The organism is Gordonia sp. 852002-51296_SCH5728562-b (assembly GCF_001665475.1).
Taxonomy (GTDB): Bacteria; Actinomycetota; Actinomycetes; order Mycobacteriales; family Mycobacteriaceae; genus Gordonia; species Gordonia sputi.
The window spans coordinates 106,453-132,338 of the sequence record NZ_LZMI01000043.1; the positions used below are offsets into that span (position 1 = coordinate 106,453).

Below are 25,886 nucleotides of genomic sequence, written 5' to 3' on the forward strand. Positions count from 1 at the left end.
CGCGCAGGCCGCTCAGGCCGCTCAGGACAGCGTGCTCTCCACCGGGTGATCGTTACGCACCGCGACGACCGCCCGCAGCGCGAAGGCCGCGATGATCGACAGGACGAGCAGCGCCAGTCCGTAGTAGACGATGGCATCCGATGCGGTCCAGATCGTGCCGAAGACGCCTGCGACGAGCGCACCGATCGTCACGCCGCCGACCTCTTGGGCCATCCAGATGCCGTTCACCCGTCCCAACAGCGGACCGGGAGTGTCGTGCTGGATGAGGGAGTACCGCAGCACCTCCTGCGTCGCCTCGAGATATCCGACGATGCACAGCAGGACAATCGCCAGCCAAGCCACCGGTGCGAATCCGAAGAGGACCTGGACGAGCGACGCGCCGGCGAGTGCGCCGAGCAACACGACGCCCGGACGCCGCACGCCTGCCAACCAGCCACTGGTGAGGGCACCGAGCATCGCACCGCACGCGACGGCCGCATACAGCAGACCGGTGGCCCTGGCGTCGCCACCGAACCGCTGCGCCACAAGCGCGGGAAGGAGTGCGACGAGGCCAGCGCCCAACATCGCCAGGACGCCGACGATCATCACGCCGAGCACGACGCGTTGCGAGGTGAGGAATTCGAGGAGTGATTGCGGCGACTCGCTGTGTGCCGCGTCCGCGGCGTTGACCTGAGCTCCTCCGGAGGCCGACTCCGACTCTGCGCCAAGGGTTGCCGCGGTCGGTGGCATCGACGGGAGACCCAGCAGGATCAGTACGGTGAGCGTCGCCAGGATCGCGGCGATGGTGTAGGCCCACTCGACGCCGGCAGCCGCGATGATCAATCCGGCGATGGCAGGCGAGATCGCGGTCCCCACCCGCACGGTCAGTGAACTGAGTGCGCCGACGGCCACGAGCTTGTCTCGTGGGATCAGCGTCGGCACCGCAGCCATCAGCGCCGACGTCGAGAGCGAACCGATCAGCCCGTCGACGCCCGCAAGAACGTAGAGAGCCACCACCGACGTCGTGCCGAATACACCGAAGGCGTTCAGCGCGAGGCCTGCGAAGCTCAGTGCCGCGCCCGTGCGTCCGAGAAGAATGAGCTTCTTGCGATCGAACCGGTCGGCGAGAACGCCACCAACCAGCATGCCGACGAACGTCGTGATGCCCGTGACGGCTGTCGCCGCGCCGACCTGTGCCGACGACCCGGTGAGGTCGTACATCTGGATCGGCACCGACACCATGAGGAGTCCGATGCCGATGATCGAGATGAGTCGGGCGCAGAAGATGCGGCGGAAGGCCGCGCTCTCGCGCAGGGGACTGATATCGATCAGGACCCCAGTTACCTTGCCGCTCATCGACCACCTTCCGTCTCGCCGGTATGCACGCTCGCCAGTTCTGCAGTGTCAATTTTCGCCAACTCAGCGAGGGCAGCCAGCCATCGTTCTGCCAGACGCGCAATGGCGTGCGCGTCGATCATTCCCGGCTGATAGCTCCACGTTGCCGACAGTCGTGGCCCGTCAGGACCGTCGACCGTCGCGACGTCGACGATGAGTCCGTAGCCTGCGGACATCTCGTCGTCGGGTCCGATGTCGACCGACTCGGGCGCCATCGACCACCCGTCGAACGCGAAATCGCGATATCGGCCAACATAATTGAACTCGATGGCCGCACTCGGCAGGTCGGTGACCGCCCGAGCGGTGCTTCCGTCTTCGCCCGCAGAACCGTACCGGAGCAGACCGTACCCCACGCCACCATCCGGGATCGTCGCCCGTTGCGCCGCGAGGCTCCTCGCCTGTGTCGCCGCGTCGTCGGTACCGCCGACCCGGATCGGATGGACGGCAGTGAACCAGCCGACGGTGCCGGTGAGATCGGCACCGGGAACCAGATGTTCGACGCGGCCGTGTCCCTCGGAGTCGACGAGCGTCGGGGTGCTGATCGCCGCACCGAATGCGCCCAACAGCACCTCGTCGACGCCGACACCCAGCCGCGCCCCGACCGGACCGAGGATCTCCCGCGCGACGTCGGTGTCGACCTCGACGCGATGTCGGAGCACGGTGCCCTGACGGTCGCGAGCCGGGTCGAGGGGACGTGAGAAGACGGCCAGCGGATCGACATCGGTGGCGATCTGACGCCAGAGGTCGGCCTCACCGCTGCGGTCCAATACCGCCAACTCGCGCGCCCATGCACCGAAGTCGGTCGATACCTGCGCGAGCGAGATGTCTTCCGGTGCAACCCCTTCGGTCAGCTGCGTGTACGCGGCAATCAGTTCCGGGACGAGCACGCGCCACGACACACCGTCGACGACGAGGTGGTGGATGGCTACCAGCAGGCGGCCCGGCTCGCTGCCCCGATCGCTCCACGCGGCCGCGATCATGCGTCCTGCCACGGGATCCAGTCGAGTCCGGACAGTATGCGCGAGCGCGGTCAGGTCGCCGCCAGTGCAGTCAGTGCCGTCACGACCGTCGACGACGAGCACCTCGGGCACGACGCCGGATTCGGTTGTGTCCTCGCGGATCTCGGGGATCTCGAAGTGCCACGGCGACGCGGTGTCGACGAGCCGTGCACGCAACATGTGGTGGCGCGACACGAGAACGCCCAGCGCCCGCGTGAGTGCGTCGACGTCGAGACCCGCGGGAACAGTGAGCAGCGCCGACTGGTGGAAGCCGCCGATGTGCTCGGCGTTGCCGCTCGTGAGTTCGTCGAGCCAGCCGACGATCGGTGTCGCAGGCACAACGCCAGCGGCCACCCGGGGGAGTTCCGGTGTGGTCGCTGCGCGTTGAAGTGTCTCTGCGAGTCCGACGATGGTGCGGTTGACCATCACGTCACGCGGACTGAGTGTGAAGCCCTCGGCGCGCAACCGGGCGACGAGTTGCATCGCCACAATGCTGTCGCCACCGAGCTCGGCGAAGTCGTCGTCGAGTCCCACCTGGTCGGCCGGCAGTTCGAGCACGTCGGCCACGGCGTGACACACTCGCCGCTGCACGTCTGTCTCCGGGGCACGCACCTCGTGCTCGAAAGTCGGCTCCGGCAGCGCGCGGCGATTGATCTTGCCGTTCGGCAGGGTGGGCAGCGCGTCGAGGACGACAACCGTCGCGGGAACCATGTAGTCGGGCAGCATCGCGCGTACGGCAGCACGCAGGGCTGCAGGCTCCACCGGGGGCTCCACCGGAGCCTGCTGCTCGCCTGCCCAGTTCTCCTCCGGTGAACGATCGGTCACGACATAGCCGACGAGCCTGCCTGCTCGCGCGACGACGAGCGCCGTCGCCACACCCGGCATCGACGTCAGCGCCGACTCGACATCACCGAGCTCGACGCGGAAGCCGCGGATCTTCACCTGATCGTCGGCACGGCCGCGGAAGTCGAGTTGGCCGTCGCGCGTCCAGCGAACCGTGTCGCCCGTGCGATACATCCGCGACCCGTCGGCAGCGAACGGATCGGCGACAAAGCGTTCGGCAGTCAGGTCACCGCGACCGAGATAGCCGCGTGCCAATCCTGCTCCGGCGAGGTACAACTCACCGTCGACGCCGTCGGGAACCGGCATGAGTGCGGGGTCGAGGACGTAGGCTCGCGCTCCGTCGACGGGTCGGCCGACCACCGGATGCTCGGCGTCGGCCGCGCGTGCGACGAGAGCGTCGACCGTCGCCTCGGTGGGTCCGTACAGGTTGTAGGCGTCGGTGCCGGTGAGTTCGCGATAGCGCTGCCACTGTGCGTCCGGAACCGCTTCGCCACCGAAACCGATGGCGCACATGGATTCTTCGGCACCGTCGAGTTGACGCAGGTGTGATGGTGTCAGCTCGAGGAAGTCCCAGTTTTCGGCACGCAACTGTCCGGCTAGCGCCTGCGCGTCGTGCTGGGTATCGGCGTCGACGATGCTCACCTCGTGGCCGTCGAGCAGCCACAGCTGTGGTTGCCACGAGGCGTCGAAGGCCAGCGACCATGCGTGGCCCACGCGCAGTCGGTCACGCCCGGCACGGCGACGTGCGGGCTCATGGAGCATGCGCCGATGACTCGCAAAGAGGTTCGCAAGACCGCGATGGGGCACCACGACACCCTTGGGTGTGCCCGTGGACCCGGAGGTGAAGATCACGTAGGCGGGGTGGTCGGGTAGCACTGTTGCGGCTCGCCTCAGCACAGGCACCGAATCGGCCTGTGCTGCAGCGAGAATGGGGTCGTCGAGGTCGTCGATCACGCGCCGCGGCGCCGCGACGCGGGTCATCGCGGCAACTCGCTCGGATGGTGTGCCCGGCTCGATGGGGAGGTAGGCGGCACCCGCGACGAGTACGCCGAAGATCGCTTCGAGTGCGACCACACCGCGTGGCAGCGAGACCACGACCACGTCCTCGGGACCGATGCCCTCGGCCGCGAGCCTGGCCGCGATAGTCTTCACGCGCAGATCGAGTTCGCCGAACGTACGAGTGCCGTCATGGCCTCGAAGCGCAGGTGCAGATCGATCTCGAGCCACCGCGGCGTCGAATAATTCGGGGAAGGTCGACGCTGGAGCGGCAGGACGATGGAGGTCACGCAGTTCCGTCGTGATCCGGATGTCGAGGTCGCGCAGGGGGCGATCCTGTTGTGCCGCCATGAATTCCAGGATCATCACGAGCCGCTGAGCCATCGATTCGACGGTGACCCGGTCGAACAGGTCGGTGCTGTACTCGATCACTCCACCCACCCGCGGCGTCACGCCGGTGGCGTCCTCGGTGAAGTCGAACGACAGATCGAACTTCGCTGTCGTCGGCAGCGGCGGCGCGGTGCCTTCACCCTTGTCGGTTCCCGTGTTTCCGTCGGTTGGTGACTCGGTCAGTCGCCCGTCGACGTAGACCACCATCGTCTGGAACAGCGGGTTGAGCGCCGACGAGCGTGACTGCGCCACCGCTTCGACGACCTGCTCGAACGGGACGTCCTTGTTCTCGAACGCCGACAGATCGTCTGCGCGGACCCGGGAGAGGAGCTCGGCCACCGTCGGGTCTCCCGACACATCGGTGCGCAGCAGGAGGGTGTTCAGGAAGAAGCCGACGAGTTGGTCGAGGCGTGCGTCGTCGCGCACGGTGACCGGCGATCCGAGCGGGATGTCAGTGCCTGCACCCAGTCGCGACAGCAGGACCGCCACGGCCGCCTGGAACACCATGAACATCGACGTTCCGGTCGATGCGGCGAGTTCCTTGAGCGCCACGACGGTGTCCGGGCGAACGCCGACCAGGACTCCGTCACCACGACCCGACGGACGCGGAGGTCGGGCCCGGTCGTAGGGAAGTGACAGTTCCTCTGGCGAACCGTCGAGGGCGCGGCGCCAGAAGTCCAGCTCGCGTCGTCCCCGGTCGTCGGCGAGCAGATCCCGCTGCCATGCGGCGAAGTCGGAGTACTGCAGAGCGAGATCGTCCCATTCGGGTGCAATCTGTTGTGCGCGTGCATGATACGCGGTATCGAGGTCGGCACGCAGCGGTGCTGCCGACCATTCGTCGGTGGCGATGTGGTGAATCGTGACCACCGCGAACTCGGACGTTGTAGCCACGCGAATCGGTATCTCGGTGGCGAGGTCGAAGGCGTGTGCCGCGTCTGCGTGCAGCTCGGCGATGTCGGAGACCACACGGACCGGAATCTCCGGTGCGACGACGACGTCGGGGCGGTCGTCCGGGTACCGCGTTCGGAGGATCTCGTGACGGTCGACGACGTCACGGACTGCTGCGCGCAGCACGTCGGGGTCGATGGGAGTTGTCCCCTCGGGTCCGCCCGGACGCCACAGCAGCGGCACGTTGTAGGTGCTGGTGGGTCCCGACACTCCCGCGAGTGTCAGCATCTGGGCCTGACCGAAGGAGAGCACCGGCTCGGCGTCGGCACGACGACGCAAACTCGTTGTGTCCGCATGCGATTGCGCCGAGGTGGACTCGCCGTTGGCGACGAGCCACTCGGCCAGTTGAGCGATGCTCGGCTCGTCGAACACTGTCCGGACCCCGATGTCGTACCCGAGTGAGCCGCGAATCAGGTTGACCAGCTTGATGGCGGCGAGCGAATGGCCGCCCAGGCTGAAGAAGCTCGCGTGGATATCGGCAACCTCGGTGCCGAGCACCGCCGAGAAGATCTCGGCGAGATCGGATTCCAGCGACGTCCGCGGACTGGTGCCCTGCGAACCGTCGACGGTCGGTGTCGGCAGCGCACGGCGGTCGAGCTTGCCGGTTTGATTCAGCGGAAACGCGTCGAGCACCACCAGGGGTGACGGAATCATGTAGTCCGGCAACACCGTCGAGAGTTGACGTGTCACGGACTCGACAACGGACGAGCCATTCTCCGAGACAGCGGCCGATGAATCACCCGCGGGCACAATCCAGCCGACGACCCGGTCAGAGTCGACGGCGACCGCGGCGTCGGCGACCTGAGGGAGCGAACGCAGCGCCGCTTCGATCTCTCCGAGTTCGACGCGGTTGCCGCGTACCTTCACCTGGCTGTCGATGCGGCCGAGGTATTCGAGGACGCCCGCCCGACGTCGGACCAGATCGCCCGTCCGATACACCCGCGCGCCCGGCAGATCACCGGTTGGATCGGCGACGAAGGAACCCGCGGTGCGGGCTGGGCGGCCGAGATACCCACGCGCGAGCGGTGTTCCGCGCACGTACAGTTCACCCACCGCGCCGTCGGGAACACGCCGCAGCGACGTATCGAGGACGAGGAGATCGGTGCCCGCGATCGGACGTCCGATGGGTGCTGTGCGGGTGGTCGCGTGTGGAACCGCGGTGTGATCGGTGACGACGACGGTGGTCTCGGTCGGACCATAGGCGTTGATCAGTGCCAGCGACGGCGCCGCGGCGAGTACCTCGTCGACGAGTTCGGTGCGTAGCGCCTCGCCGCCAACGATCATGTGACGCAGTGAGTCGAGGCCCGGTAGGTGGGGGACGAACAGCTCGAGCAGCGACGGAACGAAGACCGTCGTCGTGACGCCGTGGGCGCCGATGATGTTGGCGAGTCTGCGGGGGTCGCGCTGAGCGCCCTGCTCTGCGACCAGAACACGCGCGCCGACGATGAAGGGCAGCAACAACTCCCACACGGCACCGTCGAAACCGACAGGCGTCTTGGCGAGAACGGTGTCGGCGTGTCCGATACCGCCGCCGGGCATCGTCTGCACGCGCCACCGCAGTAGGTTCACCACACTGCGGTGGGTGACTACCACGCCCTTCGGCCTGCCCGACGAACCCGACGTGTAGACGACATATGCGGCGTCGTCGGCGCGTACGTGAGGCAGCTCAGAGTTGGTGATCGATGCCTCTGAGTCCTCTTCGAAGAGCCGACCGTCGACGCTGATCGTCGGGACACTGTGGTTGTTTCGCGCACTGTTGCCGATCGGTGCCGAGCTGCCGCTTCCGACGATGACGGCGGCGGGGCGCGCGTCGTCGAGGATGGTCGCTACTCGATCGGCAGGTGTGTCGGTGTCGATCGGAAGGTATGCCGCACCCGCGCGCAGCACACCCTGTAGGGCCGCCAGTTGCGCCATGCCTCGTGGCACGAGGACAGCAACCACGTCGCCGGGTCGCACGCCGAGGTCGACGAGTCGGGCAGCCAAGCCTCTGGTTGCCGCTGCGAGCTGGGCGTAGTCGACCGATCCGCCATCGGTGTCGGACAACGCTATTCGCGACGAATGCCGACGGGTGGCGTCGTCGATGAGATCTGTCACCGTGTCGGCGTGATCGACGAGCGCCAGCGCGCCGCGCTCGGCGTCGCGGACGGACGCGTCATCGTCAGCGCTGAGAAGTTCGATCTGATCGACGACGATCTCGGGCGTCGCACTGACGGCGCGCAGGATGCGGGCAAGGCGTGCGAGTAGGTCCCGAGCGGTTGCGGCGTCGAACATCGCGGTCGCGTACTCGAGTGCGAGCGTCAGTTCGCCGGTCTCGGTGTTGTCGACGACGGTGAACGCGAGATCGAACTTGGCCGACACGGACGTCAGGTGATCGAACGTCGCCGGGACACCGAGGAAGCGATCGGGCATCGCGCCGAACGGCAGGTATCCGACGCTGACACAGAACAACGGATTGCGTCCGGGAACGCGCTGCGGTGCAAGGTGTTCGACGATCTGCTGGAAGGGGATGTCCTGATTGTCGAATGCTGCGAGATCCACTGCGCGGACACGGTCGATGAGTTCGTCGAAACGTGGGTGGCCGCCGACGTCGGTGCGCAGCACCTGGGTGTCGACGAAGAATCCGACGAGGTCGTCGAGCGCGGGATCGTTGCGGCCGGACACCGGCGATCCGAGCGGGATGTCGGCCCCGGCGCCCACCCGGTACAGCAGTGTGGCCACGGCCGCCTGGGCGACCATGAACATGCTGGCTCCGTGGTCGGCGGCGATGCGCGCGAGTGACGAACGCGTGTCGGAGTCGACGATGGTCGACTCCGTTGCCGCGGAGCCTGGCGCACCGGGACGTCGTGGGCGGTCGCGGGGGAGTGCGAGCTCCTCGGGGAGGTCGGCGAGTGTGTCGGTCCAGAAATCGAGCTGTTGCTGCCCTCGCTCGCTGATCCGATCACGTTGCCACAGTGCGTAATCGGCGTACTGGACGGGCAGTGGTGAGAACTCGGGTACCGCACCGGTCGCCCGTGCGGCGTAGGCAGTGGTGAGGTCGGTGAGCAGTGGTCGATCCGACCATTCATCGGTGGCGATGTGGTGCATCGCGATGGTCAGGACCGCAACGGTCGACGACTCGTCGGGTGCGTCGACCTGCGCCACCTGTACGCGGATCGGTGGCGCCGAACGCAAATCGAAAGCGCGCGTGAGGAACTCGCGTGTGGCCTCGGTGACATCGGCGCCGGCGGTGCGCACCTCGACCACATCGGGTACCTCTGCGGGATCGAGAACACGTTGGTGCACCTCGCCGTCCGCGGTGGTCTCGAAGACGGTGCGCAGGCTCTCGTGGCGTGCCAGTACATCTCTCATCGCCGCCGACAGCGCGTCGGTGTCAAGGGGTTCGTGCACGCGCACGACGTGGCCGTAGTGATACGAGATGTCGTCGGGATCCATCTCGTAGAGCACCCAGAGTCTTTCCTGGGCGGGCGAGAGCGGGATGCGGTCCGGCCGAACGCCGGTCGTGATGTCGGTGGTCGATCCGGTCAGTTCGGTGCGCGCGGCGATGTCGGCGGGAGTCCTGGCCTCGAAGAGATCTCGGATCGCCAATTCGGCGCCGAGTTCGGCGCGCAGCGTGGAGACGAGGCGCATCGCTGCCATCGAATGACCGCCAAGCGCGAAGAAGTCGTCGTCGATACCGACCGCGCATCCCTCATCGGTGTCCGGGAGGCCGAGGACCTCGGCGAAGACCTCGCACAGCCGACGTTCGAGCTCGGTGCGTGGTGCGCGTCGCGTACCGCCGACCTCGGGGACGGGCAGCGCCTTCACGTCGAGCTTGCCGTTGACGGTCATCGGGAACTCGGTGACCGTGGCGAACAGGGTGGGGACCATGTAGTCGGGGAGGTTCGCGCTCAACTCGCGTCGCAGTTGCGCGTAGTCGAGCTCCGAGCCCGCGTCGGTGGGAATCACGTACGCCACCAGACGTTTGACGTCGGGTGCTGCCGGATCGGCGGTCGCGACGACTGCCGACGACGCGATCTGTGGCAGCGCGGTCACCGCGGCATCGATCTCGGCGAGCTCGACCCGATAGCCGCGGACCTTCACCTGATCGTCGGTGCGTCCGAGGAAGTCGAGATTGCCGTCAGGACGTATCTTCATCGCGTCACCGGTGCGATACAGACGGCCTCCGTCGGAGAAGGGATCCGCGACGAACCGCTCGGCCGTCAGATCGGGCCGTCCGAGGTATCCGCGTGCCAGTCCCGCGCCGCTGATGTACAACTCGCCCGGCACCCCGGCGGGCACCGGCCGCAGCCACGGGTCGAGGAGGTGCGCGGTGGTGTTCCAGATCGGGGTACCGACCGACGATGTCGGTGTCTCGTCGGTGCCCACCCCGAGGGTGTTGATCGTGTACTCGGTCGGGCCGTAGAGGTTGTAGCCGAGGGTGTGCGGGTGTCGACGAAGCGCGGTCCACACGGGTTCGGAGACGGCCTCGCCACCGAGCAGGACGAGCGCGGGCACGTGGTCGCCTGCGAGAAGGCCGTCGGCGAACAACTGTGCGGCATACGTGGGCGTCACGTTGATGACGTCGATGCGGTGGGTCGCGCAGTAGGCGACGAGCGCTGTCGAATCGGCACGGAGTTGCTCGTCGGCGACGTGGACCTCGTGGCCCTCGATGAGCCACAGCAGTTCTTCCCACGACATGTCGAACGCGAATGAGACCGTATGCGCGATGCGGAGTCTCCCGCTGACGCCGGCCTCATGAGCGAGCGCGATGGCGGGTTCGAAGACCTTCTCGCGGTGGTTGAGCTGCATGTTGGTCAGGCCGCGGTAGGGCGTGATGACACCCTTGGGTTTACCCGTCGAACCCGACGTGTAGATCACATAGGCGGGTTGATCCGGGTTGACGTGGGGGGCAACCCATTCCGGCGTTGTGGGGTTCGGCAGGTCGTCGGCCGTGAGCGTCGGCAGGCCCACCGTGTCGAATCGGTGCGCCACCGAGCTGTGGGTCATGATCAGCAACGGCGCGGCGTCGTCGATGATGCCGTGGAGTCTGCCGTCGGGGTGATCGAGTTCGAGGGGTAGATACGCTCCGCCGGCCCGCAGGATCGCGAAGAGCGCGACCACGGTCTCGATGGATCGCGGGATCGCCAGTGCAACAACCGTTTCTGCTCCGACGCCGTGCTCTGCGAGAACCTGCGCGACACGGTCGACCTCGCCGTCGAGCTGTGCATAGGTGAGACGCGAGTCGCCGTAGCTGAGTGCGTCGGCGTCGGGGATCATCGCAGCGCGCTCGGCGAGCAATCCCGACACCGTGGTGTCGGGTAGTCGATGGAGTGGGCCGACGAGCGCAACGTCCGAGTCGAGTGAGAGGTCGAGGGCGGCAACCGCGGTGTCGAGGTCGCGACCGATCGACTCCAGTGCGCGGCGGAATCGTGTCACGAATCCGTCGGCGTACCGATGGTCGATCAGATCGTCGCGATACTCGAGTCGAAAGCGAATCGAAGCGCCGGGCGTCACGACGAGCGCCAACGGGTAGTGGGTGTGGTCGAGACTGCCCTCGCCGATGACATCGTGCAGCGCCGACTGCTCGCGCTCCTCTTCTTCGGTGCGGAAGTTCTGCAACACGTAGAGGACGTCGAACAGCACCGGATGCCCGGTCTCCTGCTGCAATCGCGCCAACCCGATGTGGTCGTAGGCCATTAGCGCCACCCGGGCATCCTGACTGCGGCGCAGGAAGTCTCGCACCGATTCCTGCGGATGCAACACCGTTCGGACGGGGACGGTGTTCAGGAACAGTCCGATCACGGTGTCGAGGCCGGGCACCTCGGTCGGGCGGCCCGCGACGGTCGAGCCGAACGCGACGTCGGTGACTCCGAGGACGCGAGACAGCGTGAGGGACAACGCTGCCGAGATAACGGTGTTGAGTGTGACGCCAGCACTTCTCGCGTCGGCGCGGAGTGACTCCGACGCTGCGACACCGAGATCGACCTCGATCCGACGCGGCGCGCGAGGCGTCGACCCCACCGCCCGCGGCGCGACGAGCGCAGGCTCGGTATAGCCGTCGAGATGCGCCTGCCATGCCGCGAGTGCGTCGGCGTCGGACGTGTCAGCGATCCAGGCGAGGTAGTCGCGCAGCGACGCTTCGGGAGTCGTGGCCGGGGTGCCCTCGAGATGGGCGAGCAACCGGGACACCACGAGCCCGCCAGACCAGCCGTCCCACAGCAGGAATCGACGATTGACGACGATGCGGTCGTGCTCATTCGGCAGGTGGATCAGCGTGATACGCCAGAGTGGTGCGGTGCCGATCGGGATCTCGCGGACGCGGTCGGCGTCGAGAACCGCGTCGAGCTCGAAGTCGACGACGTCGGCCGACGCCGCCGTGAGGTCGACCTCCGCGATGATGGGATCGACCGCGTTGCGGATGATCTGGACTGGGGAGCCGTCGACCTCGACGAACGCGGCCCGCAATTCGGGATTCTCGTCGAGTAGCGCACGTGCGGCGCGCCGCAGCGCCTCGACGTCGATTCGGTGGCCGAGGTCGAGCCAGAACTGTGCGGTGTAGATGTCGTCGGACGCGTCGACCTGTGACTGGAAGAACAAACCCTCCTGCAGGGGTGTCAGCGGCCAGATGTCGTCGATGGTTCCGTGTTCGCGGGTGAGTCGTTCGACGGTCGCGTCGTCGAGCGCCACCAGACGTCGATCGGCGTCTGCGATCACCCGGTCGGTGATCGCGTGCGCCAGGGCGTCGGCATGTGGGATGACTTCCGCATCGACGTCGACGATGACCGACCAGCCGGTGTGGTCGGGAGAGTCGTTGCGCAACAGCCTGATTGAGACGGGGTGCGCGGTCGGCAGTCCGTGGTCGCCGACCAGCACGTCGGGTTCGACGATCTGCCCGGCAGCAGTGGCACCGGCCAACGCCGCGCCCACCTGTGGTGAGAGGTAGCGCAGCACGTCGAGACCCGGTCCGCTGCCGAGAATCGGGTTCGGGCCATCGGGGAGTGAGGGATTCGTCAGGTCGACGCGAAGCGGCTCGAGTGCCTGCAGCGGGCCGACAGTGCGTGCGCCGACGTGTGTACCGTCGACGGCTCGCAAGTCGACAGCTCGCAAGTCGACAGCCAGGTCGATCAGGAGCTCCTTCGGCGCGGCGGCACCGAAGACGTCTGCGACAGCGCCTGCCAGCGCCGCGACGAGACCGTGCTGGGTGGGACGTTCAACGTTGGGATCGTCCACGTCGACCCGAGACGTGTGTGTCGTGTGATCGACCCGCGGTGTGCTGGTCGCGCCGTCGACGCGCGGTAGCGTCGCTCCCGGTGCGAGCGTTTCGAGATAATGCGCCAGGGCCCCGACATCGGCCGCTCGTCCCGCCAATCCCGTTGCCACAGTGCTGAGTTCGGTGTCCGGGGCGTCGACCTCGATGTGCCGACTCGCCGCGGCGTCGTCGAGGGCGGTCTGGAGATCGGTACGGAGGATCTCCGCGGACGTGGGATCGATGAGTGCTGCGTCGAACGCGGCGATCACCTCGCCGGTAGCAGGCACAAAGGTCAAGCCGCGCTCGAGCGGTTCGGCCGGCGCGCTGTCGGCAATCGAGACGGGAATGGTGCTGTCCTGCGCGGATGCGGTCGTCAGCGTCCACAGGATCGGCGCGGGCCGATTCACCGTGGTACGCAGCGCAGGATGAGTCGCAACAAGTGCAGAGGCGATCTCGCGGACGGCGTCCGGAGTCACGGTCGACGACGCCCAGGCGCGAACAATGCGGGGCGGCAATGTGTCCGGGTCGATCTGGCGTTCGCGAAGTCGCGCCAACGCAGGCGTGAGCGATACTGCGCCCGCAGCTCCGTGCGTTTCGGTGTGGACCGATCGAATCGCATCGTCGAGTTGCCCGTCGGGGGTGAACGCGCGGAGGCGTTCGGAGGGGGCGGCGGCGAGTGCCCGCAGGAAGGCGGCGAAATCCTCGCCGACACCGTGCGCCTGCTCAGCCGCGTCGGCGACAGTGCGCACGACGACTTCGGCGGGCCTGTCGCGACGCCTCACCTGGATCTGGATCTCGACATCAGACACCGGCCCGGACGCGAGGGCGTGGAGCGAGAGTGGTTGGCCACCAATGGTCTGCCGCGACGTGTTCGCCATGACGTTCACGCCGAGACCGAACATGCGGTACGGGCCGTCGGATGATGCCGGAGTACCCGAGTTCCTGGCCTGCGCTGCGAGAGCACGGCCGAGATCCTCACCGCGGAAACGACTGTGGGCGAGGAGCGCGAAAACCGCGCGTTCGGTACGAGCGGCGAGGTCGGCGAGGTTGTCGCGCGGATCCGCGTCGACGCGCAGGGGCAGCACGCTCGTCACCATCGACGGTGTTGTGCGCGCCCTGCGGTCAAGGCGCCCGGTCACGGGCAGCGCGAGTACCAGGTCGGTGCGGCCCGTACGCACGTGGGCAAACGCCGCGACCGCGGCGATGAGCAGGACGGTCGGTCGGACCCCGGCATCACGCGCCAGCGCGCGCAACGGGTCGAGGACCTCGAGGGGAATGTCGAAGCGCGACGCGATGATTCCGCGGCCGGGCACCACATCGTCGTCGAGGAGTCGCACCGGCTGCGGTCGGTCGCCCATCCGCGCCAACCAGTAGTCGGCATCGGCGGCGAAGTCGGCGCCTTCACGGTATTCGCGCTCGGCGTCGACCACAGGGAGTAGTCGCCAATCCCTGGGTCGTGACGGCCGGGCGTTGTCGGATGCCCCAAAGCCTTCCGAAGCCCCAAAAGCATCCGAGGCCCCAGAAGGTTCCGCGGCGCCAGATGCTTCCGTTGCGTCGTACTGTTCCTGGACCGCCTGGGTGAAGAAGCCGAGCCCCATGCCGTCGCAGACGAGGTGGTGGACCTTCAGAAACACCAGTGTCGGGTCGGGCTGCGCGGTTCCCTGGTCGGTCACGGTACTGGCGGTGCGCAGGATCGTGCATTCGGTGAGTGGTCCGTGCCTGACATCCATCGGCTGCGCGAGGTGCGAAGCCATCCACTCGCGCGCATCGGAGAGAGGCATCTCGCGGACGTCGACGTCGAAGTCGGCAGTAGGCAGGATTCGCTGCCCCACGTCGCCGCCCTCTTCGACGAACACGGCGCGCATCGCTTCGGCCTTCTCGAGAACCGCGAGGACAGATGCTCTGAGTCGTTCGACGTCGGTCCGTGCGTCGACCTCCACGTAGAGCCCGGTGACGTAGAGGGCAGGGTCGCCGGATGCCTGCATCGACAGGTAGATGTCGCGTTGGCCCGCGAGGACAGGCAGTGTGACGTCGTGCGAGTCGCCGTGTGTGCGGACAGGAGCATCTGCGTCTGTCGGGGCGTTGCCGTCGGGGCGTGTCGAGGTCACTGATTGACTCCGGATTCTGCAGGCGCCGCAAGCGAATCGAGCGCCGCACATAGTGCATCGGCGAGCTCACGCACAGCGGCGTCGTCGAGGTGGTCTGGTAGGTAGCTGAACGTTGCGGCGACGACGGGACCCGACGATTCGTCACGACAGACGATGTCGATCTCGAGTGGGTACGCGACGCCGAGTCCGGGGTCTGGATCTGCTGCGAGCGCTGTCGATTCCGCCGAGGGTTGCCATGGCGACCCGCCGCCGACGGTGAATCGCCCGAGGTAGTTGAGCAGCACCGACGGACGCGACATGGTGGCGAGTGCGGCCGACAACTGCGGGTTGAGGTAGCGCAACATGCCGAATCCTGCTCCGGCAGAGGGCATTGCCGTCCACAAGTTCTCAGCGTCGGCGATCGCGTCGCCGATGTCGTCGGTGGCGGATAACCGGATCGGTGCGACGGTCGTGAACCAACCCACCGTGTGTGACAGATCCGCGTCGATACCGAACTCATGTGCATCGCGACCATGACGCTCGGTGTCGACGATGAGGTCCCCGGTGTCGAGAGCGCGTGTTGCGGCGACACGCAACGCCCCGAGGAGCAGCGACGTGATCCCCACACCGCGGCGGGTGGGTAGATCGGAGACGAGCGACGCCGAGGTTTCCGGAGACAACGTGACGACGTGGCGCCGTTGGTCGGAAACGGTGCCCGACGTGGGGAGCCGACCGGGCACCAGTTCGCCGCCCGGTGCCAGCACCTGCGCCCAATGGGTAGCCTCGTCGAGCAGTGCCGGATCGGCGGCTCGCTCGGTCACCGCGGCGGCGAACGTATGTAGGGGTGTTGGTGTCGGAATCGGTTGCAGCTCAACACCGGTGGCTGCCGTCTCCCAGAGGGTTCGGAGATCCTCGAGCAGGATGCGCCGGGAGACGCCGTCGACGGCGAGGTGGTGAATGACGAGTATCAGTCGTCCCGCGATCGGATCGTCGGGCGAGTCGGTCGTCAACCAGGTCGCGGCGATCATCAGTCCCGTGGCGGGCGACAATCTGCCTGCAGCCCCGGCGGATTCGGCCGACACCGCTGCGGCGAGCGCGTCCGGGTCGTCGAAGATCGATCTGTCGAGCGTGACGATCCGAAGGATGTCGTCGACGTCGACCGATCCGGGGGGCGCACTCTGCATGGTCCAGAGCACACCTGCGACGGTCTGCAACGAACTCCGCAGCGCCTCATGGGAATCGAGCAGTGCACAGACCATCGCGCGGAGAGTATCGGCGTCGAGTTGCGCCGGGGTGTCGACGACGAGCGACTGATTGAACCGGTCGATCGTGCCACCGATCTCACGGAGTCGTTGGACGATCGGCAGGAGCGGAATGGGTGTCGGCCGGGTGGCCGATGCGTCGTCGCTGTTCGACGGAGCGGCAGGAATGGTGTCGTCGATCCACTCGGCGACCGAGCCCAGTCCGGCGACGGTGCGGTGGGTGAAGACATCCCTCGGCGTGAATCGGATACCACGTCGCCGTGCACGATTGACCAGGGTCGTCGAGACGATGCTGTCGCCGCCGAGAGCGAAGAAGTCGTCGTCGACGCTCGGCGGGTCGGCGAGTCCGAGGGTGTCGGCGAAGATGTCGGCGAGCGCGGACTCGATCTCGGTCGTCGGTGTACGACCCTCCGCGGTGCCGACCTCCGGCTCCGGAAGTGCTGCGGCATCGGTCTTTCCGTTGACGGTCAACGGGATCGAGTCGACGATCAGCACGGCCGACGGGACCTCGTGCTCGGGGAGTGCGTCGCGCAGCGCTGCGTGGAGCGATTCAGCGTGCAGGGATTCAGGAGTGACGTTGTCCCCGACGGCGTAGGCCAGGATTCGGTCGGCACCGCTCGGTCCGGGCCGGGTCAGGACGGCGGCGTCGCGCACACCGGGCAGAGCTGCGAGTGCGGCCCGGATCTCCCCGAGTTCGATACGGAAACCACGGATCTTGACCTGCGTGTCCGCGCGACCGACATAGATCAACGCGCCCTGTCTGGTCTGACGGAACAGATCGCCCGTGCGATAGAGCACCTGACCGGTGCCCGAGGGGTCGGCGACGAAACGCGTCGCATGCAACGCCGGACGCTGCAGGTAGCAGGCTGCGACCTGGGGGCCTGCGAGGTACAACTCGCCCACGGCGCCAACGGGTACCCGGCGCAGGTATCCGTCGAGCAGGTGGCCGGTGAAACCTGGTAGCAACGCACCCACATCACTGCCCGTCGTTGCATCGATGATCTGCTGATCGAGCACCAGATACGTTGCGTGGACAGTGATCTCGGTGATGCCGTACATATTGACCAACGTGGTCCGCGGATACCGCCGGGCGAATGATCGTAGGCGCGGCAGGTCGAGCGCCTCGCCACCGAAGATCACGTAGCGAAGCGACTCCAGCGCCGATACGGCCCCAGAAGTCTCACGATGTTCGGTGTCTGCGAGGTCCGCGGCATCGAGGGCGAAGAACGCCGACGGCGTCTGGTTGAGTACGGTCACGCCCCGCTCGCCGATGAGGGCGGCGAAGTCGGCGGGTGAGCGCGTGGTGGCGTGATCGGGCACGACGAGGTGGGCGCCGGTCGAGAGCGGACCCCACAGTTCCCACACCGAGAAGTCGAATGCGTAGGAGTGGAAGAGCGTCCACACGTCGTTCTCGTCGACATCGAACAGTTCCGTCGTGGCGTCGATCAGCGCGACGACGTTGCCGTGCGTCACGGTGACACCCTTGGGCTTTCCGGTCGACCCGGAGGTGAAGATCACATAGGCCGGGTCGGCCGGGGCGAGTTCCGGATCGAAAGCCGTTGTGTCAGTGAGGGAGTCATCTGCTCGCTCGAGGTAGCCGGTGTCGACGATGACCGTCGGGGCGGCGTCGGCGATCGTCGACGCTATGCGCTCAGCCGGATACGCGGGGTCGATCGGAACGTAGGCGGCTCCGCAGCGCAGTACTCCGATGATCGCTGCGACGAGGTCCGTCGAGCGCTCCAGGATCAGCGCAACCGAGTGGCCGCGTCGTACGCCGTCGCGCTGCAGGCGTGCGGCGATCGACGCACTGTGCGCGTCCAGTTCGCGGTAGGTGAGTGTGCGCGTTCCGTCGGATACGGCGGGACGGTCGGCAAAGGTGCGGGCGGTGGCGGCGAAGAAGTCGACAAGGGATCGCCAAGGAGGTGCGACGTCGGGTGCGGGCAGCGCCGGAAGGTCAGTGGATCGGTCCAGACGCAACTGTGCGACGTGACTGCTCGGGGCGTCGACGAGCGCACGCAGGATGGAACTCACGCGTTCTGCCAGATCAGTGACAGTCGGTTCGTCGAAGAGCGCCGCGGCGTACTCGACGCGCAGTCGGATGCCCGCGGAGCGAGCAAGCTCGACGAACTCGAAGGTCAGGTCGAACTTGGCGGTGCGGGAGTGCGGGAAGACGGGTTCTGCACGCACGCCGGTGAATTCGGGGGCGACGATCGGGTCGCGGTACTGGACCATCGTCTGGAACACCGGGTGTCGGCTCAGTGCCCGTTCGGGTGCGAGTGCCGTGACGATCTCGTCGAACGGCACATCCTGCGCGGCGAGGGCCGCGACGTCGGTCTCCCTGACGCGGAGCAGTACCTCGAGGAGTGTCGGATCACCGGAGAGGTCGGTGCGCAGCGGCAGCGTGTTGACGAACATGCCGATCAGCGACTCCACGGACGCCGACGACCGGCCGGCCACCGGGGTACCGACCACGATGTCGTTGCCTGCTCCGGACGCGTTGAGCGCGAGTGCCACCGCGGCATGCGCTGCCATGAATACGGTCGCGTCGAGTGCCCGGACGGCCGAGCGGAGCCCGCCGAGAACGTCGGCGTCGATGACGATCTCGACTTGGCCGCCAACGGGATCCGGGTCGGTCGGCCGCGGACGGTCGTAGGGCAGGTCGAGTTCGGCTGGTGCGTCGGCTAGTTGGTCTCGCCAGTAGTCGAGCTGGCGGCGCACAAGTGATCGGGGATCGTCGACGGTGCCCAGTCGCTCGATCTCGGCAAGGGTGTGATCGGCGTACTGGAGCTGCGGCGCGGCAACCGGCGTGCCGTTGTACCCGGCGGCGAGCTCGTCGAAAAGTGTTGCTGCCGACCATTCGTCCGCGGCGATGTGATGCACCGTGAGGAGTAGCACCGCCGAAGCGTCGGAGATGCGTAGGAGATCGGCGCGCAGGGGCAGATCCGCCGACAACTCGAAGGGGCGCCCGATGAGACTGTCGATCGTCCCGTCGAGATCCTCGGGTTCGATGTGATGGTCGTCGATCAGCACCCTCGCGCCGTCGATCCGGTCGACGACCTGAGCGTCGTCGACGATCCGAGTGCGCAGCGTCTCGTGGCGTTCCACGATGCCGTCGAGAGCGCGTTGCAGTTGCGCCGCATCGATTGGTCCATCGAAACGGACGGCGAACGGAATCGTGTACGCGGCGTCGCCGATCCCGCTCTGGAAGGCAAGTCGGCGCTGTGCCGGCGAGAGCGGAATGCGTTCGGGGCGTTGCGTTGGCACCGCTGCCGCATTGTCAGTGACGCCGGTAGTCGTGATTTCGGCGCTGTCGTCCGCGAACAGGGCCGCGAGGTCGGCGAGTCGCGGGTGGGCGAAGACCTCGGCAACGCCGACCACGCGTCCGGTTGCCACGCGCAGCCTGGTCAGCACACGTGTCGCCGACAAAGAGTGGCCACCGAGGTCGAAGAAGTTATCGTCGACGCTCGGCCGTGCGGTGTCCGCGGCGTCGAGGCCGAGGACGTCGGCGACGGTGTCGACAACGAGCCGCTCGAGGTCGGTGCTCGGCTCACGTCGAGAGGCTGTGCGCGGCGAGGTCGGAGCGGGAAGCGCCCTGCGGTCGGTCTTTCCACCCGGTGTGCGGGGCAGCGAGTTGAGTCGTGTCCACGTGGCCGGGATCATCGCTGCGGGCAACGCAGCGACGAGTTCGGCCGGGACGGCGTCGGGGGCCTGAGCTCCGGCAACGTAGACGTCGAGGCGAGTGTGTCCGTCATGATCCTGGCCGGCCACCGCCACGGTGTCGTCGACGCCGTCGAGTGCGAGGACGGCCTGTTCCACCTCGCCGAGTTCGACGCGGGTGCCGCGGATCTTGACCTGTGAGTCGGCTCGACCGAGCAGTTGCAGGCTGCCGTCCGGAGTGATCAGCCCACGATCGCCGGTGCGATACATCCGGTCGCCGGACCCTGCCGGGTTGGCGACGAATCGCGTTGCCGTCCAGTCGGAATGGCGGTGGTAGCCCCGTGCGAGTTGGACGCCGGTGATGTACACCTCGCCGGGACGTCCGACTGACACCGGATGCAGGTGGCGGTCGAGTAGGACGACACCTGCGCCCGGAACCTGCGTGCCGACGGTGATCGTGCCGACCCCGGCAGTGACATCTGTGGGGGCGGTGTCGCCAGGGGTGCTGGAGATGTCGCTCGAGTCGAAGCGGATCGTCGCGGTCCTGACGTCTCCCGCGACCTCCGACGACCCGTACGAGTTCACGACTTCTTCTGCAGCGCAGGCGAGTCGAGCAGCAGTGGTGTCGGGAAGCGGCTCACCGGAGACGATCCAGCGGCGTATCGACGCGGTCGGTTCGGGTCGCGCTGGTTTTTCAGAGGCTGGGCTGTCGGGGGCCAGGTCGACGATTGCTCTCGCCAACGACGGCACGGCCGTGACCTGGTCGACGGCGTGACGGTCGACCAGCTCGACGAGTGCCATCGGGTCGCGCGCGGACGCGTCGTCCGCGATGGCGACCGTTGCGCCTGCCGCCAGTGCGCCGAGGATCTCCGTGATGCCGTCGATGAACGCGATGGCGCTCTTGGCGAGCACGACGGATCCGTCCCACCGCTGCGCGGCCCACGCGATGCGATTCGCCAGCGCCGCAGCGGTACCCACCACGCCTTTCGGCGTTCCGGTCGATCCTGACGTGTAGATCAGATACGCGGCGGACTCGGGATGCGGCGTGTGCGGGGCTCGTTCGGGCGAATCGACGGCGTCGGCGCGTATCTCGGCGAAGGTCTGCTCGTCGAGCACGAGTGCGGGAGCGGCGTCGTCGAGCATGAATCGAATACGAGCCGGAGGGTAGGTCGGGTCGATCGGTGCGACGACCGCACCGAGACGGGCAACGGCAAGGATCGCGACGACCATGTCGATGCCACGCGGTAATGCCACTGCGACAACGGATTCGGGTTCGATACCGCGGGCGCTCAGTACGTGAGCGGTTCGCGCCGCGAGCACATCCAGCTCGCGGTAGCCGACGCGTCGGTCACCCGAGACGAGTGCGGTTCGTCGTGCACGACGCTGCGCGGCATCCGAGATCTGCTGGGCCACGGGAACATATGGCAGCGATTCTGAGGGGAGCGATTCTGACGGCGTGGTTGTGGCGGGCGGCGTCGTGGCGGGCGGGTTCACCGTGAGGCGACCCAGGAGTTCCTCACGCGAGTGCGCGAGCATAGTCAGCCAGGCGACAACCTCGTCGAGCAGATGCGGGTCGGCTCCACGGCGTTCGAGTACCAGCCCGATCGAGGGGTCGTCCTCGACGAGAAGCGTTGCGGTGAAGTCGTTGTCGTCCTCGATGTGGGGGCGCACATCTCCGCGAGGGAAGCTCTCGAACACGACGAGCGACGAGATCGGGCCGCCGAGGTCGACTGCCGAGATGATGTCGGCCGGCGGCACGTGGTGGCTGCCGAGTAGGGCGAGTTGCTCGCGCTGCAGTCGTGTCAGCGCGCTGCCGACGGTCTCGGTCGGATCGATGCGCACCCGAACCGGGATCGTGTTGATGAGCATGCCGACCATCTCGTCGACGCCGGGCACCGAGGGATCCCGTCCCGAGACAACCGTTGCGAACACGACGTCGTCGCTGTCGTTTCGGTCAGCGAGGACAAGCGCCCACGCCAGTTGGATGACGGTGTTGAGCGTCGCCGACGACTGCGTCGCCACGTCACGCAACGCGGCCGATACGTCGACGCTCAGGTGTGCGCGTAACGGCACGCTTGGCGTGGTCGGCTCGACGATGTCGATGATCGTCGACGCCTCGACATCCGCGAGGACCTCGACCCACGGACCGACATCGCGACCCCGTGAGGCAATCCAGCGTGCGTAGTCGCTGATCGGGCGTACCGGCGCGAGCGCGTCGCCACGGTACGCGCGCACGATCTCGCTGAACATCAGGTGCAGCGACCACCCGTCCAAGGCCACGTGGTGTGCCACGACGAACAGCCAGCGAGGGCGGCCGGACTCGGTCACGAGTGTAAAGCGCAGTGGCGGAGGAGAACTCAGTGCGATGCCGGTCGTTCGGGCATCTGATCGCAGTGTGTCGAGTCCGTCGTCGAGCGTGGCGATGTCGACGACGGGCAGCTGCACCTCGACCGCGGTGTGCACGCGCGCGACGGGTTCGCCGGTCCGTCGACGTGTGTACGAGGTCCGCAGCGTCGCGTGTCGAGAGGTGACAGTGGCGATTGCCTCACGAAGGCGGTCGACGTCGACCTCCTGCGGGAGGACGGTCGTGAGATCGAGGTCGGCGAGGATCAGATACGGATCGACGTCATCGGCGCCACGGGGTGCCGTCGATCGGTAGACGATCGCTTCCTGCAGACCGGTGAGGGGTAGGACGTCTTCGAGCGCTGCGCTCACAGCAGGTCACCCTCCATCAGTTCGTTGAGTTCGTCGTCGTCAATCCCCGCGGTAGTGGCGCCCGCCCGGTCTGCAGAGAACTGTTGGTCTGTCGGGAATTGCGGGTCTGTCGATAATCGCTGGTGGCCGCGTTCTGCGTTGGTGAGGCTGCGCGCGACCGCGGCCAGGCCCTCGACGGTGGGGTGGTCGAAGATTTCCAGTGGTGTGACCTCCCAGCCGGCCGATGCCGCGGCGCTGACCACTCGCACGGCGACGATGCTGTCGCCGCCGAGCGTAAAGAAGTTGTCCTCCGCACCGACCGCGGGAAGTCCGAGCACCGAGGCGAATACGTCGGCGAGCGCGGTCTCGACAGGACCCGACGGCGGCCGCGATCGCGCGGCCTGCGCGGCATAGTCGGGGGCGGGAAGTGCTCGTCGATCGATCTTGCCGTTGGGCGTGAGGGGAAACTCATCGAGCACGATGAGTGCTGACGGCACCATGTAGTCGGGGAGGACCTTGGCTATCTCGCTCCGCCACGACTGTGCCAGCGCTGTGTTGTCAGCAGAGTCTGTGTTGTCAGCCGAGCTGCTGTCGGAGTGCGTGGTGACGTAGCCGACGAGTCGCCCGTCCACGGAGGTCACCACCGCGCCTGCGACGGCGGGGAGCGCGGAGAGGGCGGTCTCGATATCGCCGAGTTCGACACGGAACCCGCGAACCTTGACCTGGTGGTCGGTGCGGCCCAGGCAGTCGAGCCGTCCGTCCTGGCGGATGCGCGCCAGATCTCCGGTGCGATACATGCGCGCGCCGTCGGTGAACGGGTCGGCGACGAATCGGGCGGCGGTCATGCCGGGCAGACCGCGGTATCCGCGAGCGAGTCCGTCGCCGCTGAGATAGAGCTCGCCGACGCGTCCGACGGGCACCGGGTGCAACGTCGAATCCAGCACGCGGACAACGGTATTGGCGATCGGTGTGCCGATGGTGACGTCGGTGTCGTCGTCGACCTCAGCCGTCGTCGACCAGATCGTCGTCTCGGTCGGTCCGTACATGTTGCGCACCGACCGCGCGGAAGCGACGAGACCGCGAGCGACGTCGGACGGCAACTGCTCGCCGCCGACGAGGACGTCGACATCCGCCAGTGCGGACCCCCATCCCGCACCGAGAAATGCCGACCACAACGACGGCGTGGCCTGGACGACGTCCGGCCGGTGTCGCGAGATGAGCGCCGCGAGTCGCGCCGGATCGTGGATGTCGTCGTTGTCGGCAAGAACCACACATGCTCCCGCCGACAGCGGCACGAGTGTCTCCAAGAGTGCGATGTCGAACGAGATCGTCGTCACCGCCAGCAGAGACCTGCTCGGCCCCAGGCCTAGTCCACTGACCATGTGATCGGTGAAGTTCCGCAGGGCACGGTTCGGGATCACCACACCCTTCGGTGTGCCTGTCGAACCCGACGTGTAGATCAGGTAGGCGGCGGCGTCGCCGGTTGGGTCGTCAGAGTTGCCAACAGGGTCGTCCGACATGGTCGTGACCGGCAGCTGGCGCGGATCGGATAGGCGCCGGATCTGAACATCGCGGTTTCCGGATGCCACGACGGCGAGTTCGGTGATGGCGGGTTCGATGACGGCGACAGGTGCGGCGTCGGCGATGCTGGCTTCTCTGCGGTCGGCGGGAAATCCCGGATCGAGCGGGAGAAAGGCTGCGCCACTACGCATCACAGCGACCAACGCGACGATGAGGTCGATGCCACGGGGGAGTGCGATCGCGATGACCGAGTCGGGAGCAACCGGCCCCAGCCGTGCGACGAGTTCGTCTGCGCGACGATTGAGTTCGCGGAAATCAATGGCGTCGTCGCCGAATCGCACCGCGATCGCATCGGGTTCGGCGGTCGCGATGCGGGCATCGAGCGGGGTCGGGTCGATCGGTGCTGTCGTGCCGGACCGGAGAACGTCGACGCGTGCCCGGTCGGTTGCCGGCGCACCGGGTTCTGGCACATCGGCTTCACGCACATCGGATACGTGGTCGACGATCCGCATGGCGCCGACGGGACGTGTTGGCTCACGCAGGAATTCGCCGACGAACGCCGCAAGCGACTCGGCGATCCGAGCGGCGTGTGCTCGGCTGTAGATGGCGGCGTCGGCGTCGAGTGTGAGTTCCAGGTCGGAGCGGTCGGACTCCGTCGATCCGAGGTCGAGTGCGGTGATCGAGAGATCGACGACCGGACCACGACGCAGCGAGCGGACCGTTGCGGTAATTGAGTCGGCTGAGTCGGCTTCTGCGGAGCCCTGGGTCCCGGAATCGAAGGTGACGGTGGAGCCGAACGGCTTGACGTTCACCGTCGGTCCCACGACACCGTCGACAGCGCGGCGTCGTGCGTCGCGGAGGATGTCCTCGCCGCGATAACGCGCATGGGGAGCGATCCGGCGAATCCCCGCGGCGGCGTCGGCGGCGAGCTCGTCGGCCGTCACCGCAGGTGCGACCGCAACGCGCAGCGGGACGACGTTGACCGTCGTGCACACGACATTGGCTGTGGGAGAGCCGAATCGGTTCATCATCGGGAAGCCGATCAAGACGTCGTCGCTGCCGGTCACGCGCGCGCAGAAGGCCGCAACTGCGGCGACGAGACGATCCGGAGACATCGCGGCCCCGCCCGCACCGCCGACTACGGCACGAGTCGTGTGCACAGCGGCTGCGATTCGATGGCTACGCGGCGCGTCGCCCAAGGTCAGGGGACCACTGATCCCCGTGAGCTCGCGGCTCCAGAATTCTGCGCTCGCACCGGCATCGGGTTCCGGCGGAAGGTCGACGACGCTCCCGAGGCGTCGGCGATCATCCGGATCCGCGTAGAGGCGGCCGATGCGTCGAACGAGCAGACCGAGGCCGTAGGCATCGATCACGATGTGATGTGCGACAAGGAGTAGTGCCGTGCGTCCGCCCGCATGCAAGATCTCGACGACTGCGCACGGGCCGGATGCGGGGTCTATCGCCAGCTGGACCGCGGCTTGCGCATATTCATCGATTGCGTCGGCGTCGTCGCCGAGATCACGATCGGCGACCTCGATCGGTGCGCCGAGCTCGACAGTCACGTCGCCGTCCTGTTCGGAGAACACCCCGCCCTGTTCGGAGAAGATCGAGTGCAATCCGTCGGCTTCAGCGACCGCTTGGCGGACAGCGGCGGAGAGGCGACCAGGTTCGGGCTGAGCGTCGAAGTCGACGAGCTGACCAATGGTGAACACATCGGGGTTCGGCGCGACTCGATGAGCGAACCACAATCCCTGCTGCGCCGACGTGGCGCGCATCAACACCCCACCCGGGCAGTCCGTAATGCGGCGATCTCAGGCAATCGACGACAGCAGCCAACCATGAACAGTTAGCTTACCCTAGCCTTAGGGAAGCGTAGGGGCGGGCCTCT

General features: G+C 67.1%; 4 protein-coding genes. All 4 read right to left on the bottom strand.

Annotated elements, in window-relative coordinates; genetic code table 11:
- Positions 1–21: 21 nt before the first annotated feature.
- From entS to A5766_RS08365, 4 genes are read right to left on the bottom strand one after another with little or no spacing between them, the layout of a single operon-like run.
- Positions 22–1,335, bottom strand: a complete 1,314-nt coding sequence (gene entS / locus A5766_RS08350; RefSeq protein ID WP_064864442.1) for an enterobactin transporter EntS — start codon at positions 1,333–1,335, stop codon at positions 22–24.
- Entirely contained in the window at positions 1,332–14,885 is a 13,554-nt protein-coding gene (locus A5766_RS08355; protein WP_064904220.1) for a non-ribosomal peptide synthetase, read from the bottom strand. Before A5766_RS08355 ends, entS begins: the two co-directional genes overlap by 4 nt.
- Positions 14,882–22,498 (bottom strand): non-ribosomal peptide synthetase, encoded by a 7,617-nt coding sequence (locus tag A5766_RS08360; RefSeq protein ID WP_064904222.1) that lies wholly within the window; start codon positions 22,496–22,498, stop codon positions 14,882–14,884. Before A5766_RS08360 ends, A5766_RS08355 begins: the two co-directional genes overlap by 4 nt.
- Positions 22,495–25,773, bottom strand: a complete 3,279-nt coding sequence (locus A5766_RS08365; protein WP_005202869.1) for a non-ribosomal peptide synthetase — start codon at positions 25,771–25,773, stop codon at positions 22,495–22,497. The genes A5766_RS08360 and A5766_RS08365 overlap by 4 nt, the downstream gene beginning before the upstream one ends.
- Positions 25,774–25,886: the final 113 nt, after the last annotated feature.

What these genes read in the sequence shown, in the direction of transcription:
- A5766_RS08365 (WP_005202869.1), bottom strand. Translation starts at nt 25,773, where the DNA reads ATGCGCGCCACGTCGGCGCAGCAGGGATTGTGGTTCGCTCATCGAGTC.
- entS (WP_064864442.1), bottom strand. Translation starts at nt 1,335, where the DNA reads ATGAGCGGCAAGGTAACTGGGGTCCTGATCGATATCAGTCCCCTGCGC.